28 protein-coding genes are annotated in these 24,808 nt (G+C 67.6%); 17 read left to right on the top strand and 11 right to left on the bottom strand.

Annotated elements, in window-relative coordinates:
* Position 1 precedes the first annotated feature (1 nt).
* The 3 genes from J0J01_RS17535 to J0J01_RS17525 are packed head-to-tail and all read left to right on the top strand — an operon-like array spanning position 2 to position 3,266.
* Positions 2–1,315, top strand: a complete 1,314-nt coding sequence (locus J0J01_RS17535; protein ID WP_296382860.1) for a Rieske 2Fe-2S domain-containing protein — start codon at positions 2–4, stop codon at positions 1,313–1,315.
* Between the two features lie 4 nt (positions 1,316–1,319).
* Positions 1,320–2,285 carry a tripartite tricarboxylate transporter substrate binding protein gene (locus J0J01_RS17530; protein WP_296382858.1) on the top strand — a complete coding sequence of 322 codons (966 nt, stop codon included), beginning with the start codon at positions 1,320–1,322 and terminating at the stop codon, positions 2,283–2,285.
* Between the two features lie 42 nt (positions 2,286–2,327).
* Positions 2,328–3,266: an NAD(P)-dependent oxidoreductase gene (locus J0J01_RS17525; RefSeq protein WP_296382856.1), complete on the top strand. Its 939-nt coding sequence runs from the start codon at positions 2,328–2,330 to the stop codon at positions 3,264–3,266.
* Here J0J01_RS17525 and J0J01_RS17520 read toward each other — a convergent pair.
* Positions 3,167–3,823 carry an aspartate/glutamate racemase family protein gene (locus J0J01_RS17520; RefSeq protein ID WP_296382854.1) on the bottom strand — a complete coding sequence of 219 codons (657 nt, stop codon included), beginning with the start codon at positions 3,821–3,823 and terminating at the stop codon, positions 3,167–3,169. The two genes, J0J01_RS17525 and J0J01_RS17520, sit on opposite strands and share 100 nt — an antisense overlap.
* An 86-nt stretch (positions 3,824–3,909) precedes the next feature.
* On the opposite strand from J0J01_RS17520, the gene J0J01_RS17515 reads away from it, so the two are divergent.
* Genes J0J01_RS17515 through J0J01_RS17500 form a run of 4 tightly spaced genes read left to right on the top strand, consistent with a single transcriptional unit; the run spans position 3,910 to position 6,842 of the window.
* Entirely contained in the window at positions 3,910–4,758 is an 849-nt protein-coding gene (locus tag J0J01_RS17515) for a transporter substrate-binding domain-containing protein (RefSeq protein WP_296382853.1), read from the top strand.
* Positions 4,758–5,495 (top strand): amino acid ABC transporter ATP-binding protein, encoded by a 738-nt coding sequence (locus J0J01_RS17510; RefSeq protein ID WP_296382851.1) that lies wholly within the window; start codon positions 4,758–4,760, stop codon positions 5,493–5,495. The genes J0J01_RS17515 and J0J01_RS17510 overlap by 1 nt, the downstream gene beginning before the upstream one ends.
* A 4-nt stretch (positions 5,496–5,499) precedes the next feature.
* Positions 5,500–6,180, top strand: a complete 681-nt coding sequence (locus J0J01_RS17505; RefSeq protein ID WP_296382849.1) for an amino acid ABC transporter permease — start codon at positions 5,500–5,502, stop codon at positions 6,178–6,180.
* A complete protein-coding gene (locus J0J01_RS17500; protein WP_296382847.1) occupies positions 6,168–6,842 on the top strand; it encodes an amino acid ABC transporter permease in 675 nt (224 codons plus the stop codon). The genes J0J01_RS17505 and J0J01_RS17500 overlap by 13 nt, the downstream gene beginning before the upstream one ends.
* Here the strand turns inward: J0J01_RS17500 and J0J01_RS17495 are convergent.
* Positions 6,839–9,169 (bottom strand): MASE4 domain-containing protein, encoded by a 2,331-nt coding sequence (locus J0J01_RS17495; RefSeq protein WP_296382845.1) that lies wholly within the window; start codon positions 9,167–9,169, stop codon positions 6,839–6,841. The two genes, J0J01_RS17500 and J0J01_RS17495, sit on opposite strands and share 4 nt — an antisense overlap.
* Before the next feature lie 160 nt (positions 9,170–9,329).
* Between J0J01_RS17495 and J0J01_RS17490 the strand changes: the two genes are divergently transcribed.
* From J0J01_RS17490 to J0J01_RS17475, 4 genes are all read left to right on the top strand, one after another.
* Entirely contained in the window at positions 9,330–9,782 is a 453-nt protein-coding gene (locus tag J0J01_RS17490; protein WP_296382843.1) for a cupin domain-containing protein, read from the top strand.
* A complete protein-coding gene (locus J0J01_RS17485) occupies positions 9,779–11,017 on the top strand; it encodes an alpha/beta hydrolase (RefSeq protein WP_296382841.1) in 1,239 nt (412 codons plus the stop codon). Before J0J01_RS17490 ends, J0J01_RS17485 begins: the two co-directional genes overlap by 4 nt.
* A 251-nt stretch (positions 11,018–11,268) precedes the next feature.
* Positions 11,269–12,234 (top strand): tripartite tricarboxylate transporter substrate binding protein, encoded by a 966-nt coding sequence (locus J0J01_RS17480; RefSeq protein ID WP_296382839.1) that lies wholly within the window; start codon positions 11,269–11,271, stop codon positions 12,232–12,234.
* A gap of 130 nt (positions 12,235–12,364) precedes the next feature.
* Positions 12,365–12,760, top strand: a complete 396-nt coding sequence (locus J0J01_RS17475) for a response regulator (protein ID WP_296382837.1) — start codon at positions 12,365–12,367, stop codon at positions 12,758–12,760.
* Between the two features lie 3 nt (positions 12,761–12,763).
* Here J0J01_RS17475 and J0J01_RS17470 read toward each other — a convergent pair whose 3' ends face one another.
* Together J0J01_RS17470 and J0J01_RS17465 are read right to left on the bottom strand one after the other, a co-directional pair.
* Entirely contained in the window at positions 12,764–13,003 is a 240-nt protein-coding gene (locus J0J01_RS17470; protein WP_296382835.1) for a hypothetical protein, read from the bottom strand.
* A 175-nt stretch (positions 13,004–13,178) separates the two neighbouring features.
* Entirely contained in the window at positions 13,179–13,745 is a 567-nt protein-coding gene (locus J0J01_RS17465) for an NnrU family protein (protein ID WP_296382834.1), read from the bottom strand.
* Positions 13,746–13,873: 128 nt separating this feature from the next.
* Here J0J01_RS17465 and J0J01_RS17460 point away from each other — a divergent pair, with 128 nt between their 5' ends.
* Positions 13,874–14,410, top strand: coding sequence for a hypothetical protein (locus tag J0J01_RS17460; RefSeq protein WP_296382832.1), 537 nt, complete (start codon positions 13,874–13,876; stop codon positions 14,408–14,410).
* An 81-nt stretch (positions 14,411–14,491) separates the two neighbouring features.
* Here the strand turns inward: J0J01_RS17460 and J0J01_RS17455 are convergent, their stop codons facing one another.
* Genes J0J01_RS17455 through bamE form a run of 4 tightly spaced genes read right to left on the bottom strand, consistent with a single transcriptional unit; the run spans position 14,492 to position 16,592 of the window.
* The gene (locus J0J01_RS17455) at positions 14,492–15,103 is read right to left on the bottom strand and encodes a tetratricopeptide repeat protein (RefSeq protein ID WP_296382830.1); all 612 of its coding nucleotides are present in this window, start codon (positions 15,101–15,103) and stop codon (positions 14,492–14,494) included.
* Between the two features lie 20 nt (positions 15,104–15,123).
* The gene (locus J0J01_RS17450; RefSeq protein WP_296382828.1) at positions 15,124–15,759 is read right to left on the bottom strand and encodes an isochorismatase family protein; all 636 of its coding nucleotides are present in this window, start codon (positions 15,757–15,759) and stop codon (positions 15,124–15,126) included.
* A gap of 7 nt (positions 15,760–15,766) precedes the next feature.
* Positions 15,767–16,258 carry a DUF3859 domain-containing protein gene (locus tag J0J01_RS17445; RefSeq protein ID WP_296382827.1) on the bottom strand — a complete coding sequence of 164 codons (492 nt, stop codon included), beginning with the start codon at positions 16,256–16,258 and terminating at the stop codon, positions 15,767–15,769.
* 34 nt (positions 16,259–16,292) lie between these two features.
* Positions 16,293–16,592: an outer membrane protein assembly factor BamE gene (bamE, locus tag J0J01_RS17440; RefSeq protein ID WP_296382824.1), complete on the bottom strand. Its 300-nt coding sequence runs from the start codon at positions 16,590–16,592 to the stop codon at positions 16,293–16,295.
* Positions 16,593–16,702: 110 nt separating this feature from the next.
* Here bamE and J0J01_RS17435 point away from each other — a divergent pair, with 110 nt between their 5' ends.
* Genes J0J01_RS17435 through J0J01_RS17425 form a run of 3 tightly spaced genes read left to right on the top strand, consistent with a single transcriptional unit; the run spans position 16,703 to position 19,474 of the window.
* Positions 16,703–17,902: a pyridoxal phosphate-dependent aminotransferase gene (locus tag J0J01_RS17435; RefSeq protein ID WP_296382823.1), complete on the top strand. Its 1,200-nt coding sequence runs from the start codon at positions 16,703–16,705 to the stop codon at positions 17,900–17,902.
* 7 nt (positions 17,903–17,909) lie between these two features.
* A complete protein-coding gene (locus J0J01_RS17430; protein WP_296382821.1) occupies positions 17,910–18,680 on the top strand; it encodes an ABC transporter ATP-binding protein in 771 nt (256 codons plus the stop codon).
* Complete coding sequence (locus J0J01_RS17425) at positions 18,677–19,474, top strand: ABC transporter permease (protein ID WP_296382819.1); 798 nt, start codon at positions 18,677–18,679, stop codon at positions 19,472–19,474. The genes J0J01_RS17430 and J0J01_RS17425 overlap by 4 nt, the downstream gene beginning before the upstream one ends.
* Before the next feature lie 684 nt (positions 19,475–20,158).
* Here the strand turns inward: J0J01_RS17425 and J0J01_RS17420 are convergent.
* Both J0J01_RS17420 and mepA read right to left on the bottom strand, forming a co-directional pair.
* Positions 20,159–21,361 (bottom strand): low temperature requirement protein A, encoded by a 1,203-nt coding sequence (locus J0J01_RS17420; protein WP_296382817.1) that lies wholly within the window; start codon positions 21,359–21,361, stop codon positions 20,159–20,161.
* Positions 21,358–22,176, bottom strand: a complete 819-nt coding sequence (mepA, locus tag J0J01_RS17415; protein WP_296382815.1) for a penicillin-insensitive murein endopeptidase — start codon at positions 22,174–22,176, stop codon at positions 21,358–21,360. Before mepA ends, J0J01_RS17420 begins: the two co-directional genes overlap by 4 nt.
* Before the next feature lie 119 nt (positions 22,177–22,295).
* Here mepA and J0J01_RS17410 point away from each other — a divergent pair, with 119 nt between their 5' ends.
* Together J0J01_RS17410 and J0J01_RS17405 are read left to right on the top strand one after the other, a co-directional pair.
* Positions 22,296–23,099: an enoyl-CoA hydratase/isomerase family protein gene (locus J0J01_RS17410; RefSeq protein WP_296382814.1), complete on the top strand. Its 804-nt coding sequence runs from the start codon at positions 22,296–22,298 to the stop codon at positions 23,097–23,099.
* Positions 23,100–23,102: 3 nt separating this feature from the next.
* Entirely contained in the window at positions 23,103–23,945 is an 843-nt protein-coding gene (locus J0J01_RS17405) for a TauD/TfdA family dioxygenase (RefSeq protein WP_296382811.1), read from the top strand.
* Here J0J01_RS17405 and J0J01_RS17400 read toward each other — a convergent pair.
* Complete coding sequence (locus tag J0J01_RS17400; RefSeq protein WP_296382808.1) at positions 23,917–24,525, bottom strand: DUF1062 domain-containing protein; 609 nt, start codon at positions 24,523–24,525, stop codon at positions 23,917–23,919. The genes J0J01_RS17405 and J0J01_RS17400 overlap by 29 nt on opposite strands.
* Positions 24,526–24,808 lie beyond the last annotated feature (283 nt).

Here is a 24,808-nt window from a genome sequence, read left to right as displayed (position 1 = left end):
GATGACGTCGGCCCGCGATAATGACGAGCTCACAGGCGTGGGACCGGGGAGTCTGATGGGCGACCTGATGCGGCAGTATTGGATTCCGGCCTGCCTGTCGTCGGAGCTCCAGGCCGGCGCAGCGCCCATGCGATTACTGCTTTTGGGCGAGCAGTTGATCGCATTTCGCGACAACCGCGACCGGGTAGGGATCATGGATCACCGCTGTCCGCATCGCTGCGCGTCGCTGTTCTTCGGCCGCGCCGAGGGCGACGGCGTGCGCTGCGTCTATCACGGCTGGAAGTTCGACGCGGAGGGCCGCTGCCTCGAGATGCCCAACCTGCCGCCGGAGCAGCAGTTCGCCGACCGCGTTCATGCCGTGGCCTACAAGGTGGTGGAGCGCGGCGGCCTGGTCTGGACCTACATGGGGTCGCGCGCCGAGGCGCCGCCGCTGCCCGACATCGAAGGCCTCGCGCTGCCCGACCACGAGCGCATCACCCGCGTCCACCAGCGCGAATGCAACTGGCTTCAGGCGCTCGAGGGCGACATCGACACCTCGCACTTCAGCTTCCTGCATCTCGGCACGCTGCAACCGAACGAGATCGCGGCCGACAGCCTGCACCGCTTCAACCTGACCGACCGCGCGCCGCGCTATCACGCCAAGGACACCGAGTGGGGCACGATGTACACGGCCTACCGGCCGGCGGAGAACGGACAGGTCTACCACCGATTCTCGCACTTCATCTTCCCGTTCATCACCTTGCCGCCCGACGGCAGCTTCGCCGATCACATCCAGGCCGGCGTGTGGGTGCCGATGGACGACACCCACACCATGGTCTTCACCTTCTTCTGGACCGAGCGCACCGCGGCGTTGCGCCATCTCAAGGACGGCCAGCCGATCCCGGGCTCGGTGTCGCCGATGGAGTACCTTCCCAACGGTAGCGGCTGGCACGGCCGCTGGCGGCTCAAGGCCAATCTCGACAACGATTACCTGATCGACCGTGCCATCCAGGAAGGCGGCACCTACACCGGCATCCAGGGGCTGGTGGCGCAGGACCAGGCGGTGACCGAAAGCATGGGCGCGATCGTCGACCGCGGCCGCGAGCACCTGGCGCCGAGCGACCGCATGATCACCCAGACCCGCCGCCGGCTGCTCAACGCCGCGCGGGCGCTGCGCGAGGAGGGGACGGCGCCGCCGGGCGTCGACCATCCCGAGGTCTTCCGGCGCGCGCGCGCCGGTGCTTTGCTCGCTCCCGAGGGACAGGACTGGCACGAGGCCTATGTCGAGAACCTCGAACGGATCGTCGGCCCGCCGTGGCCGCGGGCCGCGGAGTGAAGCCATGCGACGCAGAACCGTCCTCGCGGCCGGCGCCGCCAGCCTTTTCACCATTCCCGCCTTTGCCGCGCCGTGGCCCCAGCGTCCGGTCAAGCTGGTGACGCCTTATGCGCCGGGCGGCCCGCTCGACCTCACGGCGCGACTGACGGCCGACAAGCTGGCGGCCAGGTTCGGCCAGAGCTTCGTGGTGGAGAACAAGCCTGGCGCCAACGGCGCGATCGGTGTCCAGGCGGTGATGGCCGCGCCGGCTGACGGCTACACGCTGCTGGTCCACGGCAGCGCCGGCACCACCATCTATCAGGCCGTGATGCGCCACCCCGCGTTCGACACGCTACGCGACCTGACGCCGATCACGCTCGTCGTCTATTTCGACCTGCTGCTGTGCGCCAGCCCGGAGATGCCCTTCAAGACGGTCAAGGACTTCATCGCCTACGCCAAGGCCAATCCCGGCAAGCTCAGCTACGGCAGCGCCGGCGTCGGCGCGATGAACCACGTCGGCGCCGAATGGTTCAAGATGATGGCCGACATCGACATCGTGCACGTGCCGTATCGCGGCGACGCCCCGGTTGCAACCGACGTGGCGAGTGGCACCCTCGGGGTTTCCTTCGTGAGCTCGAACGTCGCCATCCCGCTGATCAAGGCCGGCAAGCTGCGCGCGCTCGCGGTGCCCAGTCACCGGCGCGTCGCGGTGCTGCCCGACGTGCCGACCATGGCCGAGGCAGGCTTTCCCGAGTTCAACCTGCAGCCCTACGCTGGCCTGTTCGGCCCGGCGCAACTCGACAAGGAGATCGTGGCCACGATGTCGGCATCGATGAAGGAGATCCTCGCCCGGTCCGACATGGCCGAGCGGCTGACCGGCCTCGGCATGACGCCCGCCTTCACCACGCCAGCCGAGTTCAGGGAGATGATCCGCAAGAGCATCGAGCTGTGGAAGGGCGTCGCGGCCAAGGCGAAGCTGGTCGTCGAGTGAAGCGACTGGCCTTCATCCGCCGGGCCTACCCGGGCGCGGCAGATGTTCGATGTCGCCTACGAGGACGGCCAGCTTCCGCCGGACGAGGCGGTGGCGCTGGTCATGAAGCACCAGGCCGACGCGATCTTCTTCACCTCGACCTTCAGGTTCGACGCCCGGTTCATCGAGGCGCTGCCCGACAGCGTCAAGGTGGCCGCCTCGGCCTCGAGCTTCCTCGACCATGCCGATGTCGCCGCCGCGCGGGCGCGCGGGCTGGTCCTCACCTATGCGCCGGACATCGCCACCGGCTGCGTCGCCGATCTTGCCTTCGGCCTGGTGATCGGCGCGGCGCGCGGCTTCGGCCGGATCGGCCGCGCCTTTGCTCATCGCTGCCGCGGCTTCGGCTTGCGCGTGGTCTATCACGACCGGCGCCGCGCCGCCGACCAGATCGAGCACGGCGCGGTATTCTATCCCGACCTCGAGGAGATGCTGCCGCTCTGCGACTTCGTCAGCCTGCACACGCCGCTCAAGGTCTCGACCCGCCACATCCTCGATCGCGAGACCTTGGCGCTGCTGCCGCGCGGCGCCATCGTGGTCAACGGCGCGCGCGGCGGGCTGATCGACGAGGCGGCGCTGATCGACTTGCTGGAGTCCGGCCATCTCGGCGGCGCGGGCCTCGACGTGTTCGAGCAGGAGCCGACCTTCAATCCGCGGCTGGCCGGGCTCGACAACGTCTTCCTCACGCCGCACATCACAGTGCGACGCGCGAGACGCGGCTGGCGCTGGGCTATGCGTGCCTGGAGGACATCGACGCGGTTCTCGACGGGCGGCCGCCGCTGCGCCCGGCGGGCGAGGGCATCGACCATCTCAACCTGCGCCGGCGCGTGCCGGCGGCGTAGAGGCTACCAGTGCAGCCGGCTGCGCCCGATCGCCATGGAGACCGCCGCCTGGCTGGGCTCGACCACGGGCAGGCCGACATGGCGCTGCAGGCGGTCGCGATAGCGCGCCATGCCGGCGCAGCCCATGATCAGCACGTCGGCGCCGTCCTCGTCGCGCAGCTCGGCGGCGACCTCGGCCATGCGGCTGAAGGCGCGTGCCTCGTCGGCGAGCTCGACCACGCCGAGACCGATCGCGCGGTCGCCGGCCATGCGGTCGGCGACGCCCATCTGGCCGACATAGCGCAGGTGGCGCGGGATCGACTTCTTCAGGATCGAGATCACGCCGAAGCGCTGGCCGAGCGTCATCGCGGTCAGGATGCCGCACTCGGCGATGCCGAGCACCGGCTTGGTCGTGATCTCGCGCGCAGCATGCAGGCCGGGATCGGAGTAGCAGGCGATCACGAAGGCGGAGCAGTCGTTGTCGCGGCTCCTCACCGCGGCGCTGATCGGCGCCACCACGCTCTCGACATGCGCCTGCGTCTCGATGCCCGGTGGGCCCTCCTTGAGGGTCACGCATTCGATCGCCGGGCCGCCCGTCATGCGCAGCGGCTCCATGGCGCGGTCGATGCCGTCGGTGACGGCTTGCGTCGAATTGGGATTGATGACGAGGATGCGTTCCATGGCCGCAAACAATGGCCTCTAAATTGCTATTCAACAACCGCTGATCTAACGTTCGCGGCTGGGGGATCGATGAGGGAGTTGAAAAGATGAAATCACGGTTTGCCGCCCTCGCCGCGGCGGTTCTGCTGTGCGCGTCGCCGGCGCTCGCTCAGGACAAGCAGCCGCCGCTGCGCACCGGTGTCGACGGCACCTTCGCGCCGCATGCCTTCCCGAAGATGGGCGGCGGCACGCAAGGCTTCCAGATCGACGTCTTCACCGAGGTCGCCAGGCGTATGAAGCGCGAGATCACCATCGATTCGGTGAGCTTCTCGACCCTGATCCCGGGCATGCAGTCGGGTCGCTACGACTTCATCGCCGCGCCGACGACGGTGACCAAGGAGCGCGCCGAGCAGATGCTGTTCACCTCGGGCTATCTGTGGACCGCGTTCCAGTTCGGCATCAAGAAGGGCACGCCGCCGATCAAGGGGTGGGAAGACCTCAAGGGCAAGGCGGTGTCGGTCAACAAGGGCACGCCCTACGAGACGCTGAGCAAGCAGAAGGGCCAGGAGATCGGCTTCGAGGTCCAGGCCTACGACACGCAACCCGACGCGACGCAAGCGGTGCTCTCGGGCCGCGCCTACGCCACGCTCGGCGGCAACACGGTGATCGTCTACACCGCGTCGAAGAACCCGCAGTTCGTCGCCGACCTCGAGCTCAAGGAGACGCGCGCCCATTGGGCGGCGCCGACCCGCAAGGACAACGTGGTCCTTCGCAATCAGCTCCAGGATGCGCTCGACTGCATGAAGAAGGACGGCACGATGGCCAAGTACTACGAGACCTGGTTCACCAAGAAGCCGGCGGCCGACGATCTCGCCGTGGTGATCACGCCGGGCTACGGCGTGCCGGGCATGCCGGGCTACGATCCGACCCCGCACGAGCTCAAGTGCGGCAGTTGATGCCACCGATCGTCTCCGCAAAGGCCATCCACAAGCATTTCGGCACCCTTCACGTCCTGAAGGGTGTCGATCTCGACGTCGCCGAGCGCGAGCTGGTGTTCGTGATCGGCCCGTCGGGCTCGGGCAAGTCGACCCTGCTGCGCTGCCTCAACCGGCTCGAGGAGCCGACCTCGGGCAGTATCGTGGTCGACAGCATCGACATGCTGTCGCCGCGCACCGACATCAACCATGCCCGCCAGCGCATCGGCATGGTGTTCCAGTCGTTCAACCTCTATCCGCACATGACGGCGCTGGGGAACGTGACGCTGGCCTTGCGCAAGGTCGCGGGCAAGTCGCGGGCCGAGGCCGACGTCCTCGGCCGCGCCGCGCTGGAGCGGGTGGGCCTTGCCGACCGCGCCCATCACCGGCCGGCCGAATTGTCGGGCGGCCAGCAGCAGCGGGTAGCCATCGCGCGCTCGATCGCGCTGGAGCCGCGGGTCATGCTGTTCGACGAGCCGACCTCGGCGCTCGATCCCGAGCTGGTCGGCTCGGTGCTGGCGGTCATGCGATCCCTGCGCGAGAGCGGCATGACCATGATCGTGGTCAGCCACGAGATGGGCTTCGCCCGTGCCGCCGCCGACCGCGTGGTCTTCATGGATCACGGCCTGATCGTCGAGCAGGGGCCGCCGGCGCAGATCTTCGAGAGCCCCGGCCAGGAGCGCACGCGCACCTTCATCGGGCAGATCCAGCGTCACTGATCCAATGAGCCGCTGGGACAGGTTCCTCGACACCTTCTTCAATCTGAAGGTCATGGCCAAGTACCTGCCCGACATCCTGTCGGGCGTGGTGCTGACCATCGAGTTGGCGCTCGCGGTCGTGATCACGGGCTTGCTGGCCGGCTTGATCCTGGCGCTGATCCGCAGCGTGGGCATCCGGCCGATCAACTGGCTGATCATCTTCGTCGTCGACGTCTTCCGCTCGCTGCCGCCGCTGGTGGTGATCGTGCTGGTCTATTTCGGACTGCCGTCGGCCGGCTTCGCGCCTTCGGCCTTCGTCTCGACCTGGATGTCGCTGGCGCTGGTGCTGATGGCCTTCGCCGAGGAGATCTTCTGGGCCGGCATCACCTCGACGCCCAAGGGTCAGTGGGAGGCCTCGCGCTCGACCGGCCTCAGCTTCAGCCAGACGCTGCTCTCCGTGATCCTGCCGCAGGCGCTGCGGCTGACGATCGCGCCGCTCACCAACCGCACCATCGCCATCACCAAGGGCACGGCGCTCGGCACCGTGGTGGCGCTGCACGAGATCCTCGGCATGGCGAGCTCCGCGGTGTCGAACTCCTACAATCCGTCGCCGCTGATGATGGGCGCGGCGGCCTACATCGTCCTGTTCCTGCCGGTCGTGGTGGCGGCGCGCTGGATCGAGAGCAGGTTCGCATGGAAGAGATAGTCCAGGCCTTCTTCAATCGCGAGATCGCGACGGAAGCGCTGCCGATCGTGCTGCAGGGCCTGCTGAACACCGTGCTGCTGTCTCTGCTCGTCGTGCCGCTCGGCCTGCTCGGCGGCCTGATCCTGGCGCTGCTGGCGCACAGCCGCAGCCCGTTCATCCGCTGGCCCTTGATGGCCTGGGTCGACTTCTTCCGCGCCTTCCCGCCGCTGGTGCTGCTGATCCTGCTGTTCGCCGGCCTGCCGTTCGCCGGGCTGGAGCTCGGCGGCTTCGCCTGCGTGGCGATCGCCTTCTTCCTCAACACCGGCGCCTATTACGGCGAGATCCTGCGCGCCGGCATCGAATCGATTCCGCGCGGCCAGGTCGAGGCCGCACGCTCGACCGGCCTCAGCGGCCTGCAGGCCATGATCTACATCGTGCTGCCGCAGGCGGTACGCAACGTGCTCCCGGACCTGCTCAGCAACACGCTGGAGGTCGTGAAACTCACCGCGCTCGGCAGCGTGGTCGCGGTCCCCGAGCTCCTGTTCCAGGCCCGCCAGGCGCAGAGCGTCACCTACAACGCCACGCCGATCGTCATGGCGGCGGTGATCTATTTCCTCGTCCTGTGGCCGGTAGTGCGCTTGCTGAGCCGTCTGGAGAATCGCGCGCTGGCCGTCCGCGGCTAGTCTTGGTCTAAAGCCAGCTCGCGTCGAGGCCGCTTGCCGAGCAGGTCGGCGATCGCCTGGCGCATCTGCTCGAAGCGGTAGGGCTTGCGCAGCACCGGGAAGTCCGGCGACTCGCCGGCCGAGCCGGCATAGCCGGTCACCAGCAGGATCGGCAGGTTTGGCTTGTCGGCGCGGATCGTCTGCGCGAGCTCGACACCGTTCATGCTACCCGGCATGACGATATCGCTCACCACCAGGTCGAACGGCTCGCGCCCGATCGCACCCAGCGCCGCGCGCACATCGGCGGCCAGCCGCACCGTATAGCCAAGCTGGCTCAGCATCTCGCGCGCGACCTCGGCCACCTCGGCATTGTCCTCGACCAGCAGCGCCATCCCGCCGGGCGCCGACTCGGCGCGCTCCGCCGGCGCGGCCTCGGCGACCGCCTGGGTTCGCGGCAGGTAGAGCGTCACCACCGTGCCCTTGCCGGGCGGGCTGTCGATCACCGCGGTGCCTCCCGACTGGTGGGTGAAGCCATGGACCTGGCTCAGGCCGAGGCCGGTGCCCTTGTCGGCCTGCTTGGTGGTGAAGAAGGGGTCGAACACCTTGCCCAGGATCTCCGGCGCGATGCCGTGCCCGGTGTCGGCGACGCAAACCGCGACGAACTCGCCGGTGAGCTTCTCCGGCGTCTCGTCGCCGTCGAGCACGACGTTGCGCGCCGACAGCGCGATCGCGCCGTCGCCGGCGACCGCATCGCGGGCATTGAGCACCAGGTTGAGGACCGCCAGCTCGAACTCGTTGGCATCGACGGTCACCGGCCAGGTGTCGGACGTTGCCGAGATGGTGAGCGCGATCTGCGACCCGACCGTGCCGTCGAGCAGCGTGCGCAGCGCCGTGAGGTGCTCGTCGACCTTGATCGCCGTCGGATTGATCGGCTGGCGGCGCGCGAAGCTCAGCAGCTGGCGGGTGAGGGAGGCGCCGCGCTGGGCGGCGATCTCGATCGCCTGCACGGCCTCCTGCGCGCGGGTGTCGCCCTGCGCGCGGGCCCTGAGCCGCGGGATGAAGCCGCTCACGATCATCAGGAGGTTGTTGAAGTCGTGCGCCACGCCGCCGGTGAGCTGGCCCAGCGCCTCCATCTTCTGGCGGTGGGCGGCGTCGGCCTCGGCCTTGCGCAGCGCCGCCTGCGCCTCCTTCTCGGCGGTGACGTCGCGGCCGGCGACATAGATCAGGCCCTGGTCGGCGGTCATCGTCCAGGAGATCCAGCGCCAGCTACCGTCCTTGTGGCGGAAGCGGTTCTCCATGCGCACCGTCGGCACGCCCGCCGCCAGCCGCGCCCGTCCGGCGCGCGACCGCTCGATGTCGTCGGGGTGGCGCAGCTCGTCGACATGCAGGTGGCGGACCTCGTCCTCGCGCCAGCCGAGCAGGCGTGTCCAGGCCGGGTTGAGGGCGATGAAGTAGCCCCCGAAGGTCGAGATGCCGAGCAGGTCCTCCGACACGCTCCAGATGCGGTCGCGCTCGCGGGTGCGCTCGGCGAGGTCGCCGGTGGTGCGCACCAGCTGGCCGTGCTGGCGGACGAACTGGCCGAGGAAATAGAGCAGCAGGACGGCCGAGGAGGCGGCCCAGCTCAGCCGGCAGGCGTACCAGCCGAGGGTGTAGCGCGCGCCGCCCGCCGCCGCGAGCAGGTTGCCCAACGCAATTGTCACCAAAGCGAGGCTGAGCCACAGGAACAGGTCGTTGCGCGGGCCGAGCCGCAGCAGGATCAGAACGACGGAGGCGGTGTACAGCACCACCCCGCCATAGTTGAAGCCGACATTGAGCGGGGTCCATGAATTGCCGACGATCAATGGCGGCAGGCGTTCGGTTTGGCTCGCATAGACGACGATCAGCACGGCGACGAGCGCGGTGGCCAGGGCATTGCCGATATAGGCCAGCGTGCGCACCTGCGCGGGCGCGATCGTGCCCTTGTAGCCGAGCTCGAGCAGCACCGCGGTGAAGGACATCAAGGCGAAGCCGAAGATCCAGCTGTTGTAGATCCAGGAGATGGTCTGCGGCCCGCCGACCAGCAGGCGGCCCGGGGCGATGGCATCCGGATAGGCCATCGGGTAGGCGAGCGCCATCAGCGCCGAGTAGAGATAGGCGACGGCCAGCAGCAGGACCGACGGCCGCAGGGTCTGGCGCAGCACGACCAGCAGCAGGAACGAGGTCGCGAGCTCGGCAACGCAGACGCCGGCGGCGAAGGCGGCGTTGAAGCCCGGCATCTGCGGCCCGGCAAGGTGCGCGTAGGGCAGCAGACCGAGCGTTGCGGCAACGAACAAGCCGATGAGGGCCAGCGTCACGCGGAACGTGACCATGTGGGAAGTGTCGGCCGGGAAGTGCGGCGTTGCCATAGACGTCGGATTGTGACGAGGGGCGCCGCGCTTTGTCGACCGCTTTTCGGAACAGGCCGCCGCTTGGTTGTTTGCCGCCCGTGATGCTCCTAGCATTCGTGCAAATTCATGGAAAAGGGACGCCATGGCGCTGCCTCAGGACATCCGCCCGGTCAACAACGAGCTCGCGGACTCGATCACGCGCTCGGCGGAGGTTCCCTGGATCGAGACCAAGCCCGGCCAGGCCTGGACCAAGGTGCTGTGGGTCGGCCCCGAATCGGGCCGCTGGGCGGTGCTGCTGAAGTGGAAGAAGGGCTACGTCGCGCCGCCGCACAAGCATCTCAGCGCCGCCTTCGCCTTCCTCCTGTCGGGCAAGCTGCAGGTGCGCGACACGGACTACACCGCGGGCGACTTCCTGCACGAGACCAACGGCATGGTGCACGGCGCAACCACAGCGCTGGAGGACACCGAGTACCTGTTCTTCTGCGACGGGCCGGTGCTGTTCTTCGACAAGGACAGCTTCACCGGCTATCGCGGCTGGGAAGAGGTGCTGCGCCTGCAGCAGCAGGCCCAACAGCAGCAGGCGGCGGCGGAATGAGCGCGCCCCCGGACTTGATGAGGCTCGCGGACGTCGTCCGCAACAGTCCGGCGCTGAGCCAGCGGGCGAAGCTCGCGCCGGTGTACCTGATGGTGAAGTCGGACGATGCGGGTACGGTCCTCGGTTTCGCCGATATCGTCACGGTGAATTCCAGCCAGTCGGGGGCGTCCTTCGGCCTGGTCGCCAGCAGCGAGACCTGGACGAAATTCGCCATGGCCGTTCCGCCGGTGGGCTATCAGAGCCTGGTCGGCATGATTCGCATGGGCCATCTGCGCGTCGACGGCGACGTGCTGGTGTTCGGCCGCAATCTTCTTTTTCTCGAACAGGTCTTTGCCGGCCTGCGTCCGGCGGCGCCGGTCGAGAGTCCGGCCGCCGTCGGCGCACCGGCGATCGAGCCGATCGTCGGCCGATACCTGCGGCTGGATTTCAACGGCCGGCCGCATCGGATCTATTTCGAGGAGGCCGGGCAGGGGATCCCGCTGGTCTGCCTGCACACCGCGGGCGCGGACGGGCGGCAATACCGGGCCTTGCTGAACGACTCGGAAATCACCAGGCGCTTCCGCGTCATCGCCTTCGACCTGCCGTGGCACGGCAAGTCCTCGCCGCCGCCCGGCTTCGAGCGCGAGGTCTATCAGCTCACGACCGATCTCTATGTCGACACCGTGATGGCGGTCTGCCGCGCGCTGCAGCTCGAGCGGCCGGTGGTGATCGGCTGCTCGATCGGCGGCCGGGCGGTCCTGCATCTGGCGCTGCGCCACGGCGACTATTTTCGGGCGGCCATCGGATTGCAGTCGGCAACCCATGCCGACCCCGGCGCCGACACGCGGCTGCGCGATCTGCGGCTGCTGTACCGGCCCGACGTCCATGGCCAGGAGGCGGCGGCAGGCTCGGTCGCCTGCCTGATCGCGCCGACCTCGCCCAGGGCCGACGCGTGGGAGACGCTGTGGCACTACATGCAGGGCGGGCCGGGCATTTTCCTCGGCGACCTGCATTACTATTTCACCGACGGCGACCTGCGGAACGGTCTGCTCGACAGGCTCGACACCGAGCGGTGCCCGCTGCACCTGCTGACCGGCGAGTACGATCTTTCGGCGACGCCGGAGCTGACCGCCGAGCTCGCCAGGCTGGTCAAGGCGACCTCCTTCCAGGTGATGGAGGGGCTCGGCCACTTCCCGATGTCGGAAAACCCGGCGCAGTTTCGCAAGTACCTGCTGCCGGTGCTCGACCGGATCTAGGGCACGCGGTTCGCGGCCGATCACGTCGCTGCCGGCGACGCCGAGCAGGCCGATCAGCGTCTCGGCGCTCGAGAGCCGGGCGGCGCGAAGCCCACCAGCACCGCGCCCGAGATGATCGCCGCGCGCCGGATCGGTGCCGCCTCGAACGGATCGATCGTAGCCAGGAGGGGTCACGAATGCGGAAAGAGGGGTGGTCAGGTCAGGCATATTGCGCACGCCATGCTATCCTCGCCTCAAAGGGAGGAAAGTCGATGAAGGTGTTCGTGCGGGCCCTGATCGCGATCGGGCTGGCGCTGCTGGTCCAGCCGGTGGTCGCTCAAACCAACTGGCCGGAGAAGCCGATCAAGCTGGTGGTCGGCTTCACGCCGGGCAGCGCCACCGACGTCACCGGCCGCATGTTCGCCCAGAGGTTCAGCGAGGCCTGGGGCCAGCCGGTGGTGGTCGACAACGTCGCCGGTAATTCCGGCGCCATCGGCACCGACAAGGTCGCGAAGGCGCCGCCGGACGGCTACGCGCTGATGTGGGCCGGCAATGCCGCCATCACCGTGCTGCCGTCTATGCAGCAGCTGCCGTTCGATCCGGTGAAGGACTTCGAGCACATCACCACCACCCTGGTGATGCCGAGCGTCATCTTCGTAAACAACGACCTGCCGGTGAAGTCGCTGGCCGACCTGATCGCCTATGCCAAGGCCAACCCCGGCAAGCTCTCCTACGGCACACCCGGCGTCGGCACGCCGCAGCACGTGGCCGGCGAGCTGTTCTGCCGTCTGGCCGGCATCAAGATGGAGCACATTCCCTATCGCGGCGCCAATCTCACCGACACGATGAGTGGCGTCGTGCCGGTCGGCATCCAGAATGCCGGTGCCGCGATGCCGTTCGTGCGCGACAACCGGGTCCGTGGCCTTGCGGTGACCGCGCTCAAGCGTTCGCCTAACGCATCGGACCTGCCGACCCTGGTCGAGGCGGGCTTCCCTGGCTTCGAGGCGACCTCGTGGTTCGCGCTGCTGGCGCCGAAGGGCACGCCGAAGCCGATCCTCAATAAAGTGCGGGCCGAGGCCCTGAAGGTGCTGGCCGACCCGGAAATGGTGAAGAAATTCGCCGTCATGGGCCTCGAGCCTGTCGGCAGCACGGGCGAGGAGACGAAGGCGGCGATCGCCAACGACATCCCGAAATGGGGCAAGGTGATCGAGGACGCGGGTATCAAGGCGGGGCAGTGACCGGCTGCCGGACCGCGTGCTCTGACGCGCAATTGTCCGACCGTGATGCGCGATCAAGTCGCAACATTTTGAGACCGGGCGCGTTTACGAACAGATTCGCCGTAGTCGCTCCGGGACTGCAGGAAACTCGATGCTTGGCGACACTCCTCACGATCGTGCCAACCGCCCACTCGCCGTGCTGATCGTCGAGGACGACGCGGCGCTATGCGAGGCGATCGGCTTTTGCGTCGAACAGGCGGGCTACGAGGTCGTCGACTGCGCACAGTCGGTCGACGCTGCGCTCGCCACACTGGGGCGGCGGACCGTCGATGCCGCGTTGCTCGACATCAACCTGCAGGGTGAGCTGGTCTATCCGGTGGCCAACGCCCTGACCGAGCGCGGCGTGCCGTTCGTGTTCGTGACGGGACAGAACCCGTCCGAGATTCCCGAGCAATATCGTCATTGCCCGGTGGTGCCGAAGCCCTACTACGATGCCGCCCTGTGCGCGGCCCTGGCCAGCATGCTGCCGGGGAAGCAGCCGAACTGACGTCTAGCCATCGCCAAGATCGAGCTCGCCACTGGCCACGCGGGCGCGGATGCGCTCAACCATCAGGAGCACGGGGTCTTTGCCCTCGCGCCAGGCGGCGACCGCATCGTCGATGGGCACGGTACCGCCCAGAGTGAGACGACGGCCGTGTTCGCAAAGCCACAGCTCCCATGCCTCGTCGACGGGCTCGACCAGCACGTCGATGGCACGACCTCTGTGCTCAAGACTGAATTGACGGGACACGGAAGAGAAAACGGGACGCCAATCGGCTCGGTTGCTCCTCCACGCGAATATCGGGAGCCTGTGGCTTCGATGCATCACTTCATCATCTTGAAACGGTCTCGCTGCGCCTGTGCGCATTCGCTCATGACCGTGAGCGCGCGCTCGACCGAGCTTCTGCTCGGCAGCGAGCTTTCGTTCAGGCGATGGGAACGCCGATCAACCAGGGATGCAACCAGAACATCGCCGCGTACGCTGCGCTGCCAACGACCAGCGAAACCGCATCGCCGGCAGTGACGCCGGATGATGGTGCGCCGGCATCGCCGCGGCGCTTGACGGCGATGCGGTCATAGACGGCCCAGGCGAGGAAAGCGCTGAACAGGATCAGCGAGCCGAGATCGCCGTTGACCAGCAGATGCGCCAGCGCCCACGCCTTGATGGCGACCAGCATCGGATGACGCAGCACGCCCTTGATCTTGCCGGCCGGCGAATAGGCGGCAGCGAGCGCCACGAAGGCAAACCACATCAGGACGAGCGCAACTGGATGCAGCACCTGCGGCGGGTCCCACACCGCAATGTATCCGCCGCTGCGATAGCGGCCGAAGCCCCAGACGATCAGCACGAGGCCCGCCGCCGAGACCAGCGAATACAAGCCCTTGTAGGGACCTCCGCCGAGCCGTCCGATCGCGGTCGCGCGGGCGTCGCGCAGCGTCGTGAAGGTGTGCACGCCAAGAAAGAGCACGAGCCCTGCGATCAGGATCGACATCGGAAACTCCCGCAAAGTTTCGCAACTTTATCGTGTTGGCGACGTTTTGTTCCATACCGGCTTGAGGGGGTCGGAGGGGTATGCGGTTCTCCAACTACGCCTTGGTGTTGTCGATTGCGGCGACGCAATTGGCAGGCACAACCGTCTCCGCTCAACAGGTCGCGGCGACGTCGGCGCAGCCCGACTGCCTGTCCGAAGAACCCGACTCCCTGCAGATCAGCTGGACACAACCGTGTGATGACGGCGACTGGCTGCTCGATACCCGGTCGGGCTGCCGGATGTGGGATTGGCATCCCGATCCCAAGGATCGCGCGGTCTGGAGCGGCAGCTGCCCGGGCGGCAAGAAGGAAGGCCGTGGCGTCGTGCAATGGACCGAGCACGGCCAGGCGATCGATCGCTTCGAAGGCACCTTCCGCGGCGGCAAGCGCGAGGGCTTCGGCCGCTATATCTGGACGCCCGAGGCGAGCTTCGAGGGCCACTACGCCAACGACGTGCCCAACGGCTCCGGCACGGCGACGCTGCTCGGCGAGAGCTTCTCCGGCACCTGGAAGAACGGCTGCTTCAGCAAGGACAGCAAGGTCGTGGCGATCGGTGTCGAGCGCAGCACCTGCACCGGCGCGGGTGTTGCCGCGCAGGTCCAGCGCAAGGGCGAGCCCGCTTTCTAGAGCAACAACAACCCCCGTGCGCGCATTTCCGAGCAGATGGAACCGCGAGCGGTTCCATCTGCTCGGAAATCGCTCTAGCGCCTACTTCACGCCATAACGGGCGAGTTCCTCGACGATGCCGGGAACTTGGGCGCGCGCTGCGGCAAGGTCGGCTTCCCCGCCGGCGACGTCGCCCTTGCGGCGGCGGGCGAAGCCGCGGCCGGCCATGGAGTAGGGGCGGCCGGGCTCGATCGCCAGCGCCGCATCGTAGTCGGCGACCGCCGCATCGAGCATGCCGAGCTTGAGATAGGCGAAGCCGCGACTGTCGTAGGCATACTGGTTGCGCGGATTGAGCCGCAGCGCTTCGTTGCAGTCCTTGAGCGCATCCTGCAGGCGGTTGGTGATCGCGAACAGGTAGCAGCGCGAGTTGTAGACATCCGAACTGGGGGCGAGCCGCAGCGACTGGTTGTAGTCCTTCAGCGCCGCATCGTTCTGACCCAACCGGCGATGCATCAGGCCGCGCGTGAAGTAGATCCTCGCCATCGCGTCCGCGGGCTCGCGGTTGGCGGCGATCACCGCGCTGCAGGCCTGGATCTTCTGCTCGGGCGTGCTGCCCTTGGCGCAGAGGTCGAACTGCTGCTCATAGGTCTGCCCCCACACCGGCGCGGCGAGGAGCGCCAGCAGCAGGCTGCCGGCGGCCGATATCTTGCTCATGCTCCCCCTTTCGCTGCAGCTCAGCGGTTATTGCGCCGCGCCCAGCTCTCCAGATAGTCAGTGCAGTAGGCGAGATCGACGACGTCGACGTAGCGCCGGCCGATGTCGCGCAGGTTGTCGCGATGCGGCTGCTCCTCGATGTCGCCGACGCAGTCCTCCGGCACCAGCGTGCGGTAGCGCAGGCTGAAGCTGTCGAGCGCGGTGCCGCGGATGCAGCCCGAGGTGTTGCAGCCGGTGACGATCACCGTGTCGACCCGCTCCTTGGCGAAGTAGTTGGCGACGCCGGTCTCGAAGAAGATCGACGGGCCCTTCTTGGTCACCTGCAGGTCGTAGGCGGGCTCGTAGATGCGCGGATCGAGCTTCGTGCTGGGATGGCTGTGCAGGAAGGTCTCGCGCACCGCGGTGATCTTCCAGTAGGGCATCTCGCGCTCGTTGAGATAGGCGGTGTTGCACACCGCCACCGGTACGCCGTGCCGGCGCGCGACCGTGAGCAGCTTCGCGGTGTTCTCGAGCGCGCGCATGACCAGCGGTGCGCCGCCCAGCGGGTACTGCGGATCGGTGAAGCCGAGCTGGAAGTCGACGACCACGATGCCCGGCTTCTCGCCGGTACCGACCGGGATGGCGCCGTAGCTGCGCCGCTCGTAGTCGTCGTTCATATCAGCCTCAATCGTTGCCGACGATGAAGGTTACGCTGCCGAGCTTGCGGTCGTCGGCCCACAGCTCGAGGGTCCATGGGCCGGGCACGACCTCCCAGGCTTGGCTGAACTTGTAGCCGGCCAGCCGGTCGGTGCCGACGGTCACGGTCTCGTCGGCCTCGTCGACGCGGGTGACGACGCCGGTCAGCGGGTTGCGCATGCCGGGCGCAGGGACCAGCCACTTGGTGCGGACTGTCGCCTCCTGGCCGGACGGCATGCCGGTGATGCGATAGCGCACACCGAACTGGACGCCGATCCGCGCGGGCACGCGCCGCGACGATTCGTAGAACACCACCGAATCGAGGACCGAGGTGTGGCCGCTCGCCGTGCCGGGCGTTGCCACCTGGTCGATCTTGCGGGCCTCGAGCAGTCCCGCCTCGACGATGGTGATGCGATCGATACGGGCCGGCTGGGCCGCCGCGCTGCTCGCGAGGCATAGCCCCACGCTGAGCAATACCATCCATGCTGACTTCATACGCCATCCAGAATCCGTCTCAGACCGACTTTTCGTCGGTCTTGCCGAACGTGTCGACCTTGCCGTCGGTGAAGCAGACGTAATAGCGGTCGGTCATGCTCCAGGGAACCCGGCTCCAGAAATCCTTGGCGACGAGGTAGGTGGCGCATTCGCGGCCGGCGGTGCTGGTGGTCGTTTCGGCCGGTCCCATCAGTGTCGCGACCTGGCTACGGTCCATGCCGGCATGGATCTGGGCCACGGCGTCGACATGGATACAACCGGCGACGGCCAGGACGATCGGGGCGACGACGATGGCAAGTGCGATTGGAGCGCGCTTCATCGATGATCTCCGAGGTAATGGCCAGACGATAAGCCAGGCTTGGCCGCGCCGCCAACAATAGTCCGGCCGCGACGGCTGGCGAAACCGATCACGATACGGTAGGTCGGAGCATGCACTCCGATCCGCGTTTCCTGCCCCCCGGGCTGCGGGCGTCGCTCAGCCGCGCCGTCGCGCGCGACCTCCAGGAGACTGGCATCTCCGAGGTCGCCATGACGGTGTTCGGCGACCCCGACGTCGTGCCGCTGTGGTTCGGCGAAGGCGACCTGGTGACGCCGGATTTCGTCAAGCAGGCGGCCGAGCGGGGGCTGAAGGCGGGCGAGACCTTCTACACCTGGCAGCGCGGCCTGCCCGAGCTGCGCGCGGCTTTGTCGGCCTATACCGAGCGGCTGTACGGCATCAAGTGCGGCGCCGAGCGCATCTCGGTGACGACCGGCGGCATGCAGGCGATCCTGCTGAGCTGCCAGCTGCTGCTCGATCCGGGCGACAACATCGTGATCGTCTCGCCGATCTGGCCGAACATCAGCTCGGCGACGAAGCTGGTGCGCGGAGAGCCCCGCTACGTGGCGCTCGACCGCAGCGAGGACGGCGTGTTCTCGCTCGACCTCCAGAAGATCTTCGACGCGGTCGACGACTGCACGCGAGCGATCTTCGTCAACTCGCCGGGCAATCCGACCGGCTGGACCATGACCTCCGATCAGCAGCGCGCCTTGCTCGACTTCACCCGCCAGCGCGGCATCTGGATCATGGCCGACGAGGTCTATGCCCGGCTGATCTACGATCATGCCGTCGCGCCGTCGTTCCTCGACCACGCGACGGCGGACGACGCGCTGCTGGTGCTGAACAGCTTCTCCAAGCCGTGGGCGATGACCGGCTGGCGCATCGGCTGGCTGACCCATCCGGCGGCGCTGGGCGACCAGATGGCCAAGCTGGTGCAGATCAACACCTCGGGCATCCCCGCGTTCCTGCAGCGCGGGGCGATCGCGGCGATCGAGCAGGGCGAGGACTTCATCAGGCGGATGGTGGAGCGCTGCCGCGCCGGCCGCGAGCTGGTGTTCCAGCGCCTGTCGGCCAATCCGCGCGTGACCATCGCGCGGCCCGAGGCGGCCTTCTACAACTTCTTCTCGGTCGACGGCGTCAGCGACACCATGGCGTTCTGCAAGAAGCTCGCGAAGGAATACAAGGTCGGCCTCGCGCCGGGCGAGGCCTTCGCCGCAGGCGGGCAGGGCAACATCCGGCTCTGCTTTGCCTCGGGTGCAGAGCGGCTGAGCAAGGGCCTCGATCGCATCGAAGCGGCGATCAAGGCGCTATGATGCGGCGATGGTCCAGTCTCCTTCCATTGAGGTCCGGCACCTGCGCAAGGTGTACGGCGAGATCGTCGCCGTAGACGATCTGACCTTTGGCGCCGCGCCGGGCGCCGTGCTCGGCCTGCTGGGCGGCAACGGCGCCGGCAAGACCACGACCATCGCCATGCTGCTCGGCCTGCTCGAGCCGACGGCGGGCGAGCTCTTCGTGCTCGGCATCGACATGAAGCGCCGTCGCTACGCCGCGCTGCCGCGCATGAACTTCTCGTCGCCCTATGTCGACCTGCCGCATCGCCTGACGGTGCGCCAGAACCTCGCCTTCTACGGCCGCCTCTACGGCGTGAGGAACCTCGACGCGCGGATCGAGGAGATCGCCGGTCACATGCAGATCGCGCCGTTCCTCGAACGCCCGGCGGGCAAGCTGTCGGCCGGCCAGAAGACGCGCGTGGCGCTGGCCAAGGCGCTGATCAACCGACCGAGCGTGCTGCTGCTCGACGAGCCGACGGCGTCGCTCGATCCCGACACCGCCGACTGGGTGCGCGGCTACCTCAAGGACTACCAGGCCGAGACCCACGCCACGATCCTGCTCGCCTCGCACAACATGGGCGAGGTCGAGCGGCTGTGCGACGACGTCATCCTGCTGCAGGCCGGCCGCGTCTTCGATCGCGGCTCCCCGCGCGAGCTGATCGAGCGCTTCGGCCGCGAGGACATGGAGGAGGTCTTCCTCGACATGGCGCGCGGCCGCGGCCGCGGGCTCGACGCTCTCAAGAAAGGCGCGACGCCATGAGCGGCTCCCTGAACCGCATCTGGGCGCTGGTGCTGCGCCACATCAACATCTGGCGCAGCTCGGTGATGCGGCTGGTCGATTCGATCTATTGGCCGGCGGTGCAGATGGTGATGTGGGGCTTCATGACCCAGTACCTGATGCCGCAGGCCTCGTTCGTGGCGCAGGCGGCGGGCGTGCTGCTGTCGGGCCTGCTGCTGTGGGAGGTCGTGGTGCGCGGCAACCTTTCTTTGTCGATCGCCTTCCTCGAGGAGATGTGGTCGCGCAATCTCGGCCATCTGTTCGTGAGCCCGATCCGCTCCTGGGAGATGGCGACCGGCATCATCGTCGCCGCGCTGCTGCGCACCTTGCTGGGGCTGGTGCCGGTGTCGCTGCTGGCCTGGGCCTTCTTCGGCTACAACATCTACACGCTCGGCCTGCCGTTGATCGCCTTCTTCGCCATCCTGCAGATGTTCTCCTGGTCGATCGGTCTCGCCATGTCCGGCATGATCATGCGGGTCGGCCAGAGCGCCGAAAGCTTCGCCTGGGCCGCCGTCTTCATCCTGATGCCGGTGAGCGGCGTCTACTATCCGGTCAGCGTTCTCCCGAAGTGGCTGCAGGTGATCTCCTATGGCCTGCCGCCGGCCTACGTGTTCGAAGGCATGCGCGCCATCCTGATGGAGAAGACGGTGCACTGGGACAATCTCGGCATCGCGCTCGCCCTGTCGATCGTCTACCTCGTGATCGGCTTCCAGATCTTCCAGTGGTTCTTCCGGCTGTCGCGAAGGGCGGGCACGCTCCTTGGACAGGGCGAGTGAGGATCGTCGCCTGGAATTGCAACATGGCCCTCGACCGCAAGGTCGAGGGATTGCTGGCCCTGAAACCTGACATAGCTGTCATCAGCGAATGCGCCGAGCCGGCGCGGCTCAAGGCCCGAGGCATCCAGTGGCTGGAGAGCGAGCCGGTCTGGATCGGCACCAACCCGCACAAGGGGCTCGCCGTCTTCGCCTTCAACGGCTACGAGGCGCGGCTCTGCGAGCGGTACCACCCGTCGCTGCGTTACGTCGCGCCGGTGCATGTGACCGGCGCCCTGCCGTTCAACCTGCTGGCGGTGTGGGCGCAGAACGCCAGCGGCGGCGTCCATCGCAAGCACCAGCTCGGGCCATTGCGGCGGGCGATGGTGCGCTACGAGGCTTTCCTCGGCGACGGCACCGCGCTGGTCGCGGGCGATCTCAACAGCAACACGATCTGGGACAAGCCGGGCTGGCGCATCAACCACTCGACCAAGGTGCGGCTGCTCGACGAGCGCTTCGGCCTGGTCAGCGCCTGGCACGCGCTGCGCGGCGAGAAGCACGGCGAGGAGAGCGTGCCGACCCTCTACTGGCGCGACCGCACCAAGGATGGTCCGACCTATCACATCGACTATGTTTTCCTGCCGCAGCACCTGGTCGGCGGGAGCCGCATCGAGATCGGCAGCTTCGAGGCATGGTGCGGTGCCGGCCTCAGCGACCATGTTCCGGTGGTCGTCGACCTCGATCCGTCAGCGAGGCCCATTCCCAGATCGCGACCACGATCAGGATCACTGTCGTGCCCGAGGCCAGATGGAGCGGCGTCGCAATGCCGTATGTGCAACCCAGCAGCCCCAGCAGGCCGAGCCCGATCAGGTGCGACAACGGGAAGTAGGGCGCCGTCAGCTTCTTGAACCAGCCCGTTCCCAGGAGGTAGATCGCCGGGCCGCCGACGATGATCAGCATGGTCTTGAAGTCGGTGTGGCCGTCGTGCCCGTGCGGATGGGCGAGCGCCAGCTCGTCGGCCACTGCCGAGACGATGATGCCGCCGATGATCAGGATGTGCAGGTAAGTGTAGCCGCTGCGCCCCAGCCGCCCGGGATCGGAAGACTGGGCGATATGGTGGCTGGCGCGCTCGGCGCCGACGTTGAAGTAGACGGCCCACATCGCGACGCAGCCGCCGAACGCTGCCCCGAAGGCGGCGATCGTCAGGCCATGCCATTCCATGTCGGCGAAAGTGGCGCCGGTGACCACCAGCGATTCGCCCAAAGCGATGATGACGAACCCCGCGCAGCGTTCGGCGAGATGGGCGCCGTCGATCTTCCATTCCTGAGGCGTCGACCGGCCCAGCCCGGGCACCCACATGCCGACCGCCGGCGACAGGTACTCGATGGCGATCGCCGCCGTCCACAGCGCGAGACGCTGCCAGCCGTCGCTGAGGCCGCCGGCGATCCAGAAGATCGCGGAGACCGAAAGCCATACGGTGATGCGCTGGAAGTTGCGGTAGTTGCGATGGTCGTGGCGCTTGACCGCCCACAGCATGAACAGGCAGCGGCCGACCTGCATGAAGACGAAGGTCACGGCGAATTCCAGGCCGCGCGCGCCGAACGCCTTGGGGATCGACGATGACATCGCCAGGCCCGCGGCCATCAGCACGAACAGCATCAGCCGCACCGGGCGCTGCTCGGGGTCGAGCCAGTTGGTGATCCAGGAGGTGTAGATCCACACCCACCACACCGCCATCATTAGCAGGCCGGTCTCGATCGCCCCGAGCAGCGTCAGATGGGCGAGCAGGCCGTGCGATAGCTGGGTGATGGCGAAGACGAACACCAGGTCGAAGAACAGCTCGCTGTAGGTGACCCGGGCATGGTCGTGGTCGCCGCGCGGGCGCAGCAGGTTCCTGCGGGCGGAGATCATGGCGCGTTCAGCACGGCGGTGCAGGCCGCCGGCAGCTTCGGGCGATAGGGCGGCAGTACCGTGCCGGGCGGCGGCAGCTTCACCGGCGGCCGCGTGAACCAGATGTGCAGGGGCTCGCCGCAGCCGTCGTCGCTGTAGTAGCCGGCCTGCGGCTGGCACTGCGGGTTCCCCGGCGGGCAGTGCAGGCGGATGTGGAAGTGCTCGTCATGGCCTGCCCACACCACCAGCTTGTTCAGCCAGGCGCGGTTGCCGCCGACGGTCTGGCACAGCCGCTCCTTGATGAACTTGTTCACGAAGATGCGGTCGACATGCGGCAGCTCGGCCGCGATCTGCAGCAGCTGGACGTGCTGCGGCGAGAAGACCTCATCGTCGATGCCGCTGTCGTCGGCGCGCACCAGCGAGCGCAGCCGCGGGTTCTCGCGGTCCTGCGGCGCACGGCGCGGCCCGGGCTGGCGCTCGAACCAGATGTCGGCGTCGAGCCCGTTCTGGTGGCTGGCATGGCCGGTCGGCGCCGGGCCGCCGCGCGGCTGGCCGACGTCGCCTATATAGAGATGCGCCTGGCCGGCGGTCCGGACCTTGGCGCCCAGCGCCGTGATGGTGTCGATCATGACCGGCTGGCCCCAATAGCGGTTGCGGCTGATCCGGATCGCCTCGTAGCCCGGCCCGTCGAGCGGTAGCTGGTGGGCTCCCTGCAGGCAGCCTGCGCTGTAGAAGCCGATCGACTGCGTCGGACCGGGCGCGGGCGTGCCGACCGTGGACCAGTCCGCGCCGCCGCAAAGGACGCCTGCGAGCAGCGGAACGACGAAGCGAAACATGCAGAGACGCTACCCTGTCATCCCGAGCGCAGCGAGGGATCTTTCCGCCGCCCGAAAAGATCCCTCACTTCGTTCGGGATGACAGTGGTGTGCTGCGGCGACAGTGGTAAGACTTTGCCATGGCCGACTACGCCAACATTACGCTCGCGCGCGACGGCGCGGTGGCGCGGCTGACCCTCAACCGGCCGGACCGCCGCAACGCGCTGACGCACGCCATGATGCTGGAGCTCGAGGACGCCTTCGGCTGCATCCGCGACGACCAGGGCTGTCGCGCGCTGGTCATCCGCGGCGCCGGCGGCCATTTCTGCGCCGGCGGCGACCTCGACGCGATGGCCGACATGCCGCCCCGGCCGGCCAACGGCTCACTCGATCCGCTGGTGCCGGCCTATCGCCAGTTCGGCAAGGCGCTGCAGGCGCTGAACGTGCTGCCGCAGCCGACGATCGCCATCGTCGAGGGCTCGGCGGTGGGCGGCGGCTTCGGCATGGCCTGCTGCTCTGACGTGGTGATCCTGCACGAGTCGGCACGCTTCGGCATGCCCGAGCCCAAGGTCGGATTCATCCCGTCGCAGATCATCCCGTTCGTGGTGCGCCGGGTCGGCGAGGGGCCGGCGCGCGATCTTGCGGTCACCGGCCGGGTGATCGACGCGGCGGAGGCGAAGCGCCTCGGCATCGGCAGCCATCTCTGTGCCGGCACGGCCGACATCAACCGCACGCTCAAGGCGGTGCTGGACGACATTCTGCGGCTCGAGCCGCAGGCGGTGGCGACGGTGAAGCGGCTGGTGCTGTCCTGCGCCACGGCCGAAGACGGCGCCGTGCTCGACGACGCGGCGGAGAGCCTGGTCGGCTTGCTGCGCCGGCCGCAGGCGAGCGAAGGCATCAAGGCCTTCATGGCCAAGACGGCCCCTCCATGGGCTAAGGGATAGACAATGCGCAATTACAAGCACATCGAAGTCAGGCCGATCGCGGGCGCGCTGGGCGCCGAGATCGGCGGCGTCGACATGGCCCGCGACCTCGACGCCGAGGTGGTGTCCGAGGTGCGCCAGGCGCTGCTCGACCATCTGGTGATCTTCCTGCGCGAGCAGAAGGCGACGCCATTGCAGCAGCTCGCTTTCGCCAAGAAATTCGGCGAGCCGATCGAGTATCCGCAGCTCAAGGGCCTGCCCGAATCGCAGTTCATCACGCCGGTGGTGAAGCTCGAGCACGAGCGCAACAATTTCGGCGGCATCTGGCACTCCGACACGACCTACCTGCCGACTCCGCCGATGGGCAGCATGCTGCTGGCGCGCGAGATCCCGCCCTACGGCGGCGACACGATGTTCGCCAACCAGTATCTCGCCTACGAGGAGCTGTCGGACGGCCTGAAGCAGACGCTCGACGGCCTGATCGGCGTCAGCTCATCGGCCAAGGCCGACGTCAGCAAGACGCGCGAGGACGCGCTGAAGCAGGCCGGCGACCGCGCGACGCCCAAGGTGCTCGAAGCCGAGCATCCGCTGGTCCGCACCCATCCCGAGACCGGCCGCAAGGCGCTCTACACCTCGGTGGCGCACACCGCGCACATCAAGGGCTGGACCGAGACGGAAAGCCTGGCGCTGCTCGAATTCCTGTGGGCGCACCAGGTGAAGCCCGAGTTCACCTGCCGCTTCTCGTGGCGGGTCGGCTCGCTGGCTTTCTGGGACAATCGCTGCGCCATGCACAACCCGATCAACGACTATCACGGCTTCCGCCGCATCATGCACCGCATCACGCTGGCGGGCGACAAGCCGCGCTGAAGAGGTGGCTAACGACCAACCGCATCCCATCCCGCACCGGCCGGCGCAGGGACGACACTGACGGAAATACGACAAGGTCGCCGGTCTCCGCCAATCCCCGGATCCGGCCTCGCGACAGCCGCAGCTCGTTCGCGAGGAGGCGATCCAAACGAAGCCCAACCGGCTTAGGGACGCGGCACAGAATCTCCAACTGTCGCGGTGGCATCGTGCTTGCCGACAGCACGGCCTCGATGACCAGGGCGTCGTCGAATTCTTCGACGCGCGCTGCACTGCGCCTGAGGCCCTCGACGTCGAACGCCAGTCGACGCGCCAGCACGGCTTCGCTGGCGTGCAGCGCCGTCAGGAAGCCTTGCTCGATCGTCCGCACCGGTCGACGCTCCAGGATCGGGCGGTTCCAGGTACTGCCGCAGCCCGTGCATTTGTAGATCAGCCAGGCGTCGATACGCTTGCCGTTCGCGTTGACCCTGATCTTGTCACTGCTGCGGAAGCGTCTTGCCTCGCCGCATCGGCTGCAGGTCAGCCACGGCTGGGGCGCTGTTTGAGCAATGATGGTCCATTGAACCCGTAAGACATCCGACATGCCGGCTTGCTCTTCCCATTGGGAAGCTCAGCAGGACGGCGGCAGGGCGAACCCCTTCGGACGCGGCGTAGCAAGGACATGGAGAGAAATGAAATGGCGGCGAGACAGTCATGCCAAACCGGTCTCGAGCCGCCACCATGAAGAGCTTGCACGCAAAAACGACGCGGCGACGCGTCTCGCGTTGCCGCGCTGGTGGAACTGACGAGACCGGCGATTACTTGGGCAAGGTCGCTCAACCGATGGCTATCGACGCCGCTGTATCTAGCCCAGGTAGCCCGGGCTG

The organism is Reyranella sp. (genome assembly GCF_017305915.1).
In the GTDB taxonomy this organism is placed as follows: domain Bacteria; phylum Pseudomonadota; class Alphaproteobacteria; order Reyranellales; family Reyranellaceae; genus Reyranella.
Note: the sequence above shows the minus strand (reverse complement) of the source record. Positions and strands in the feature narration are given on the sequence as shown.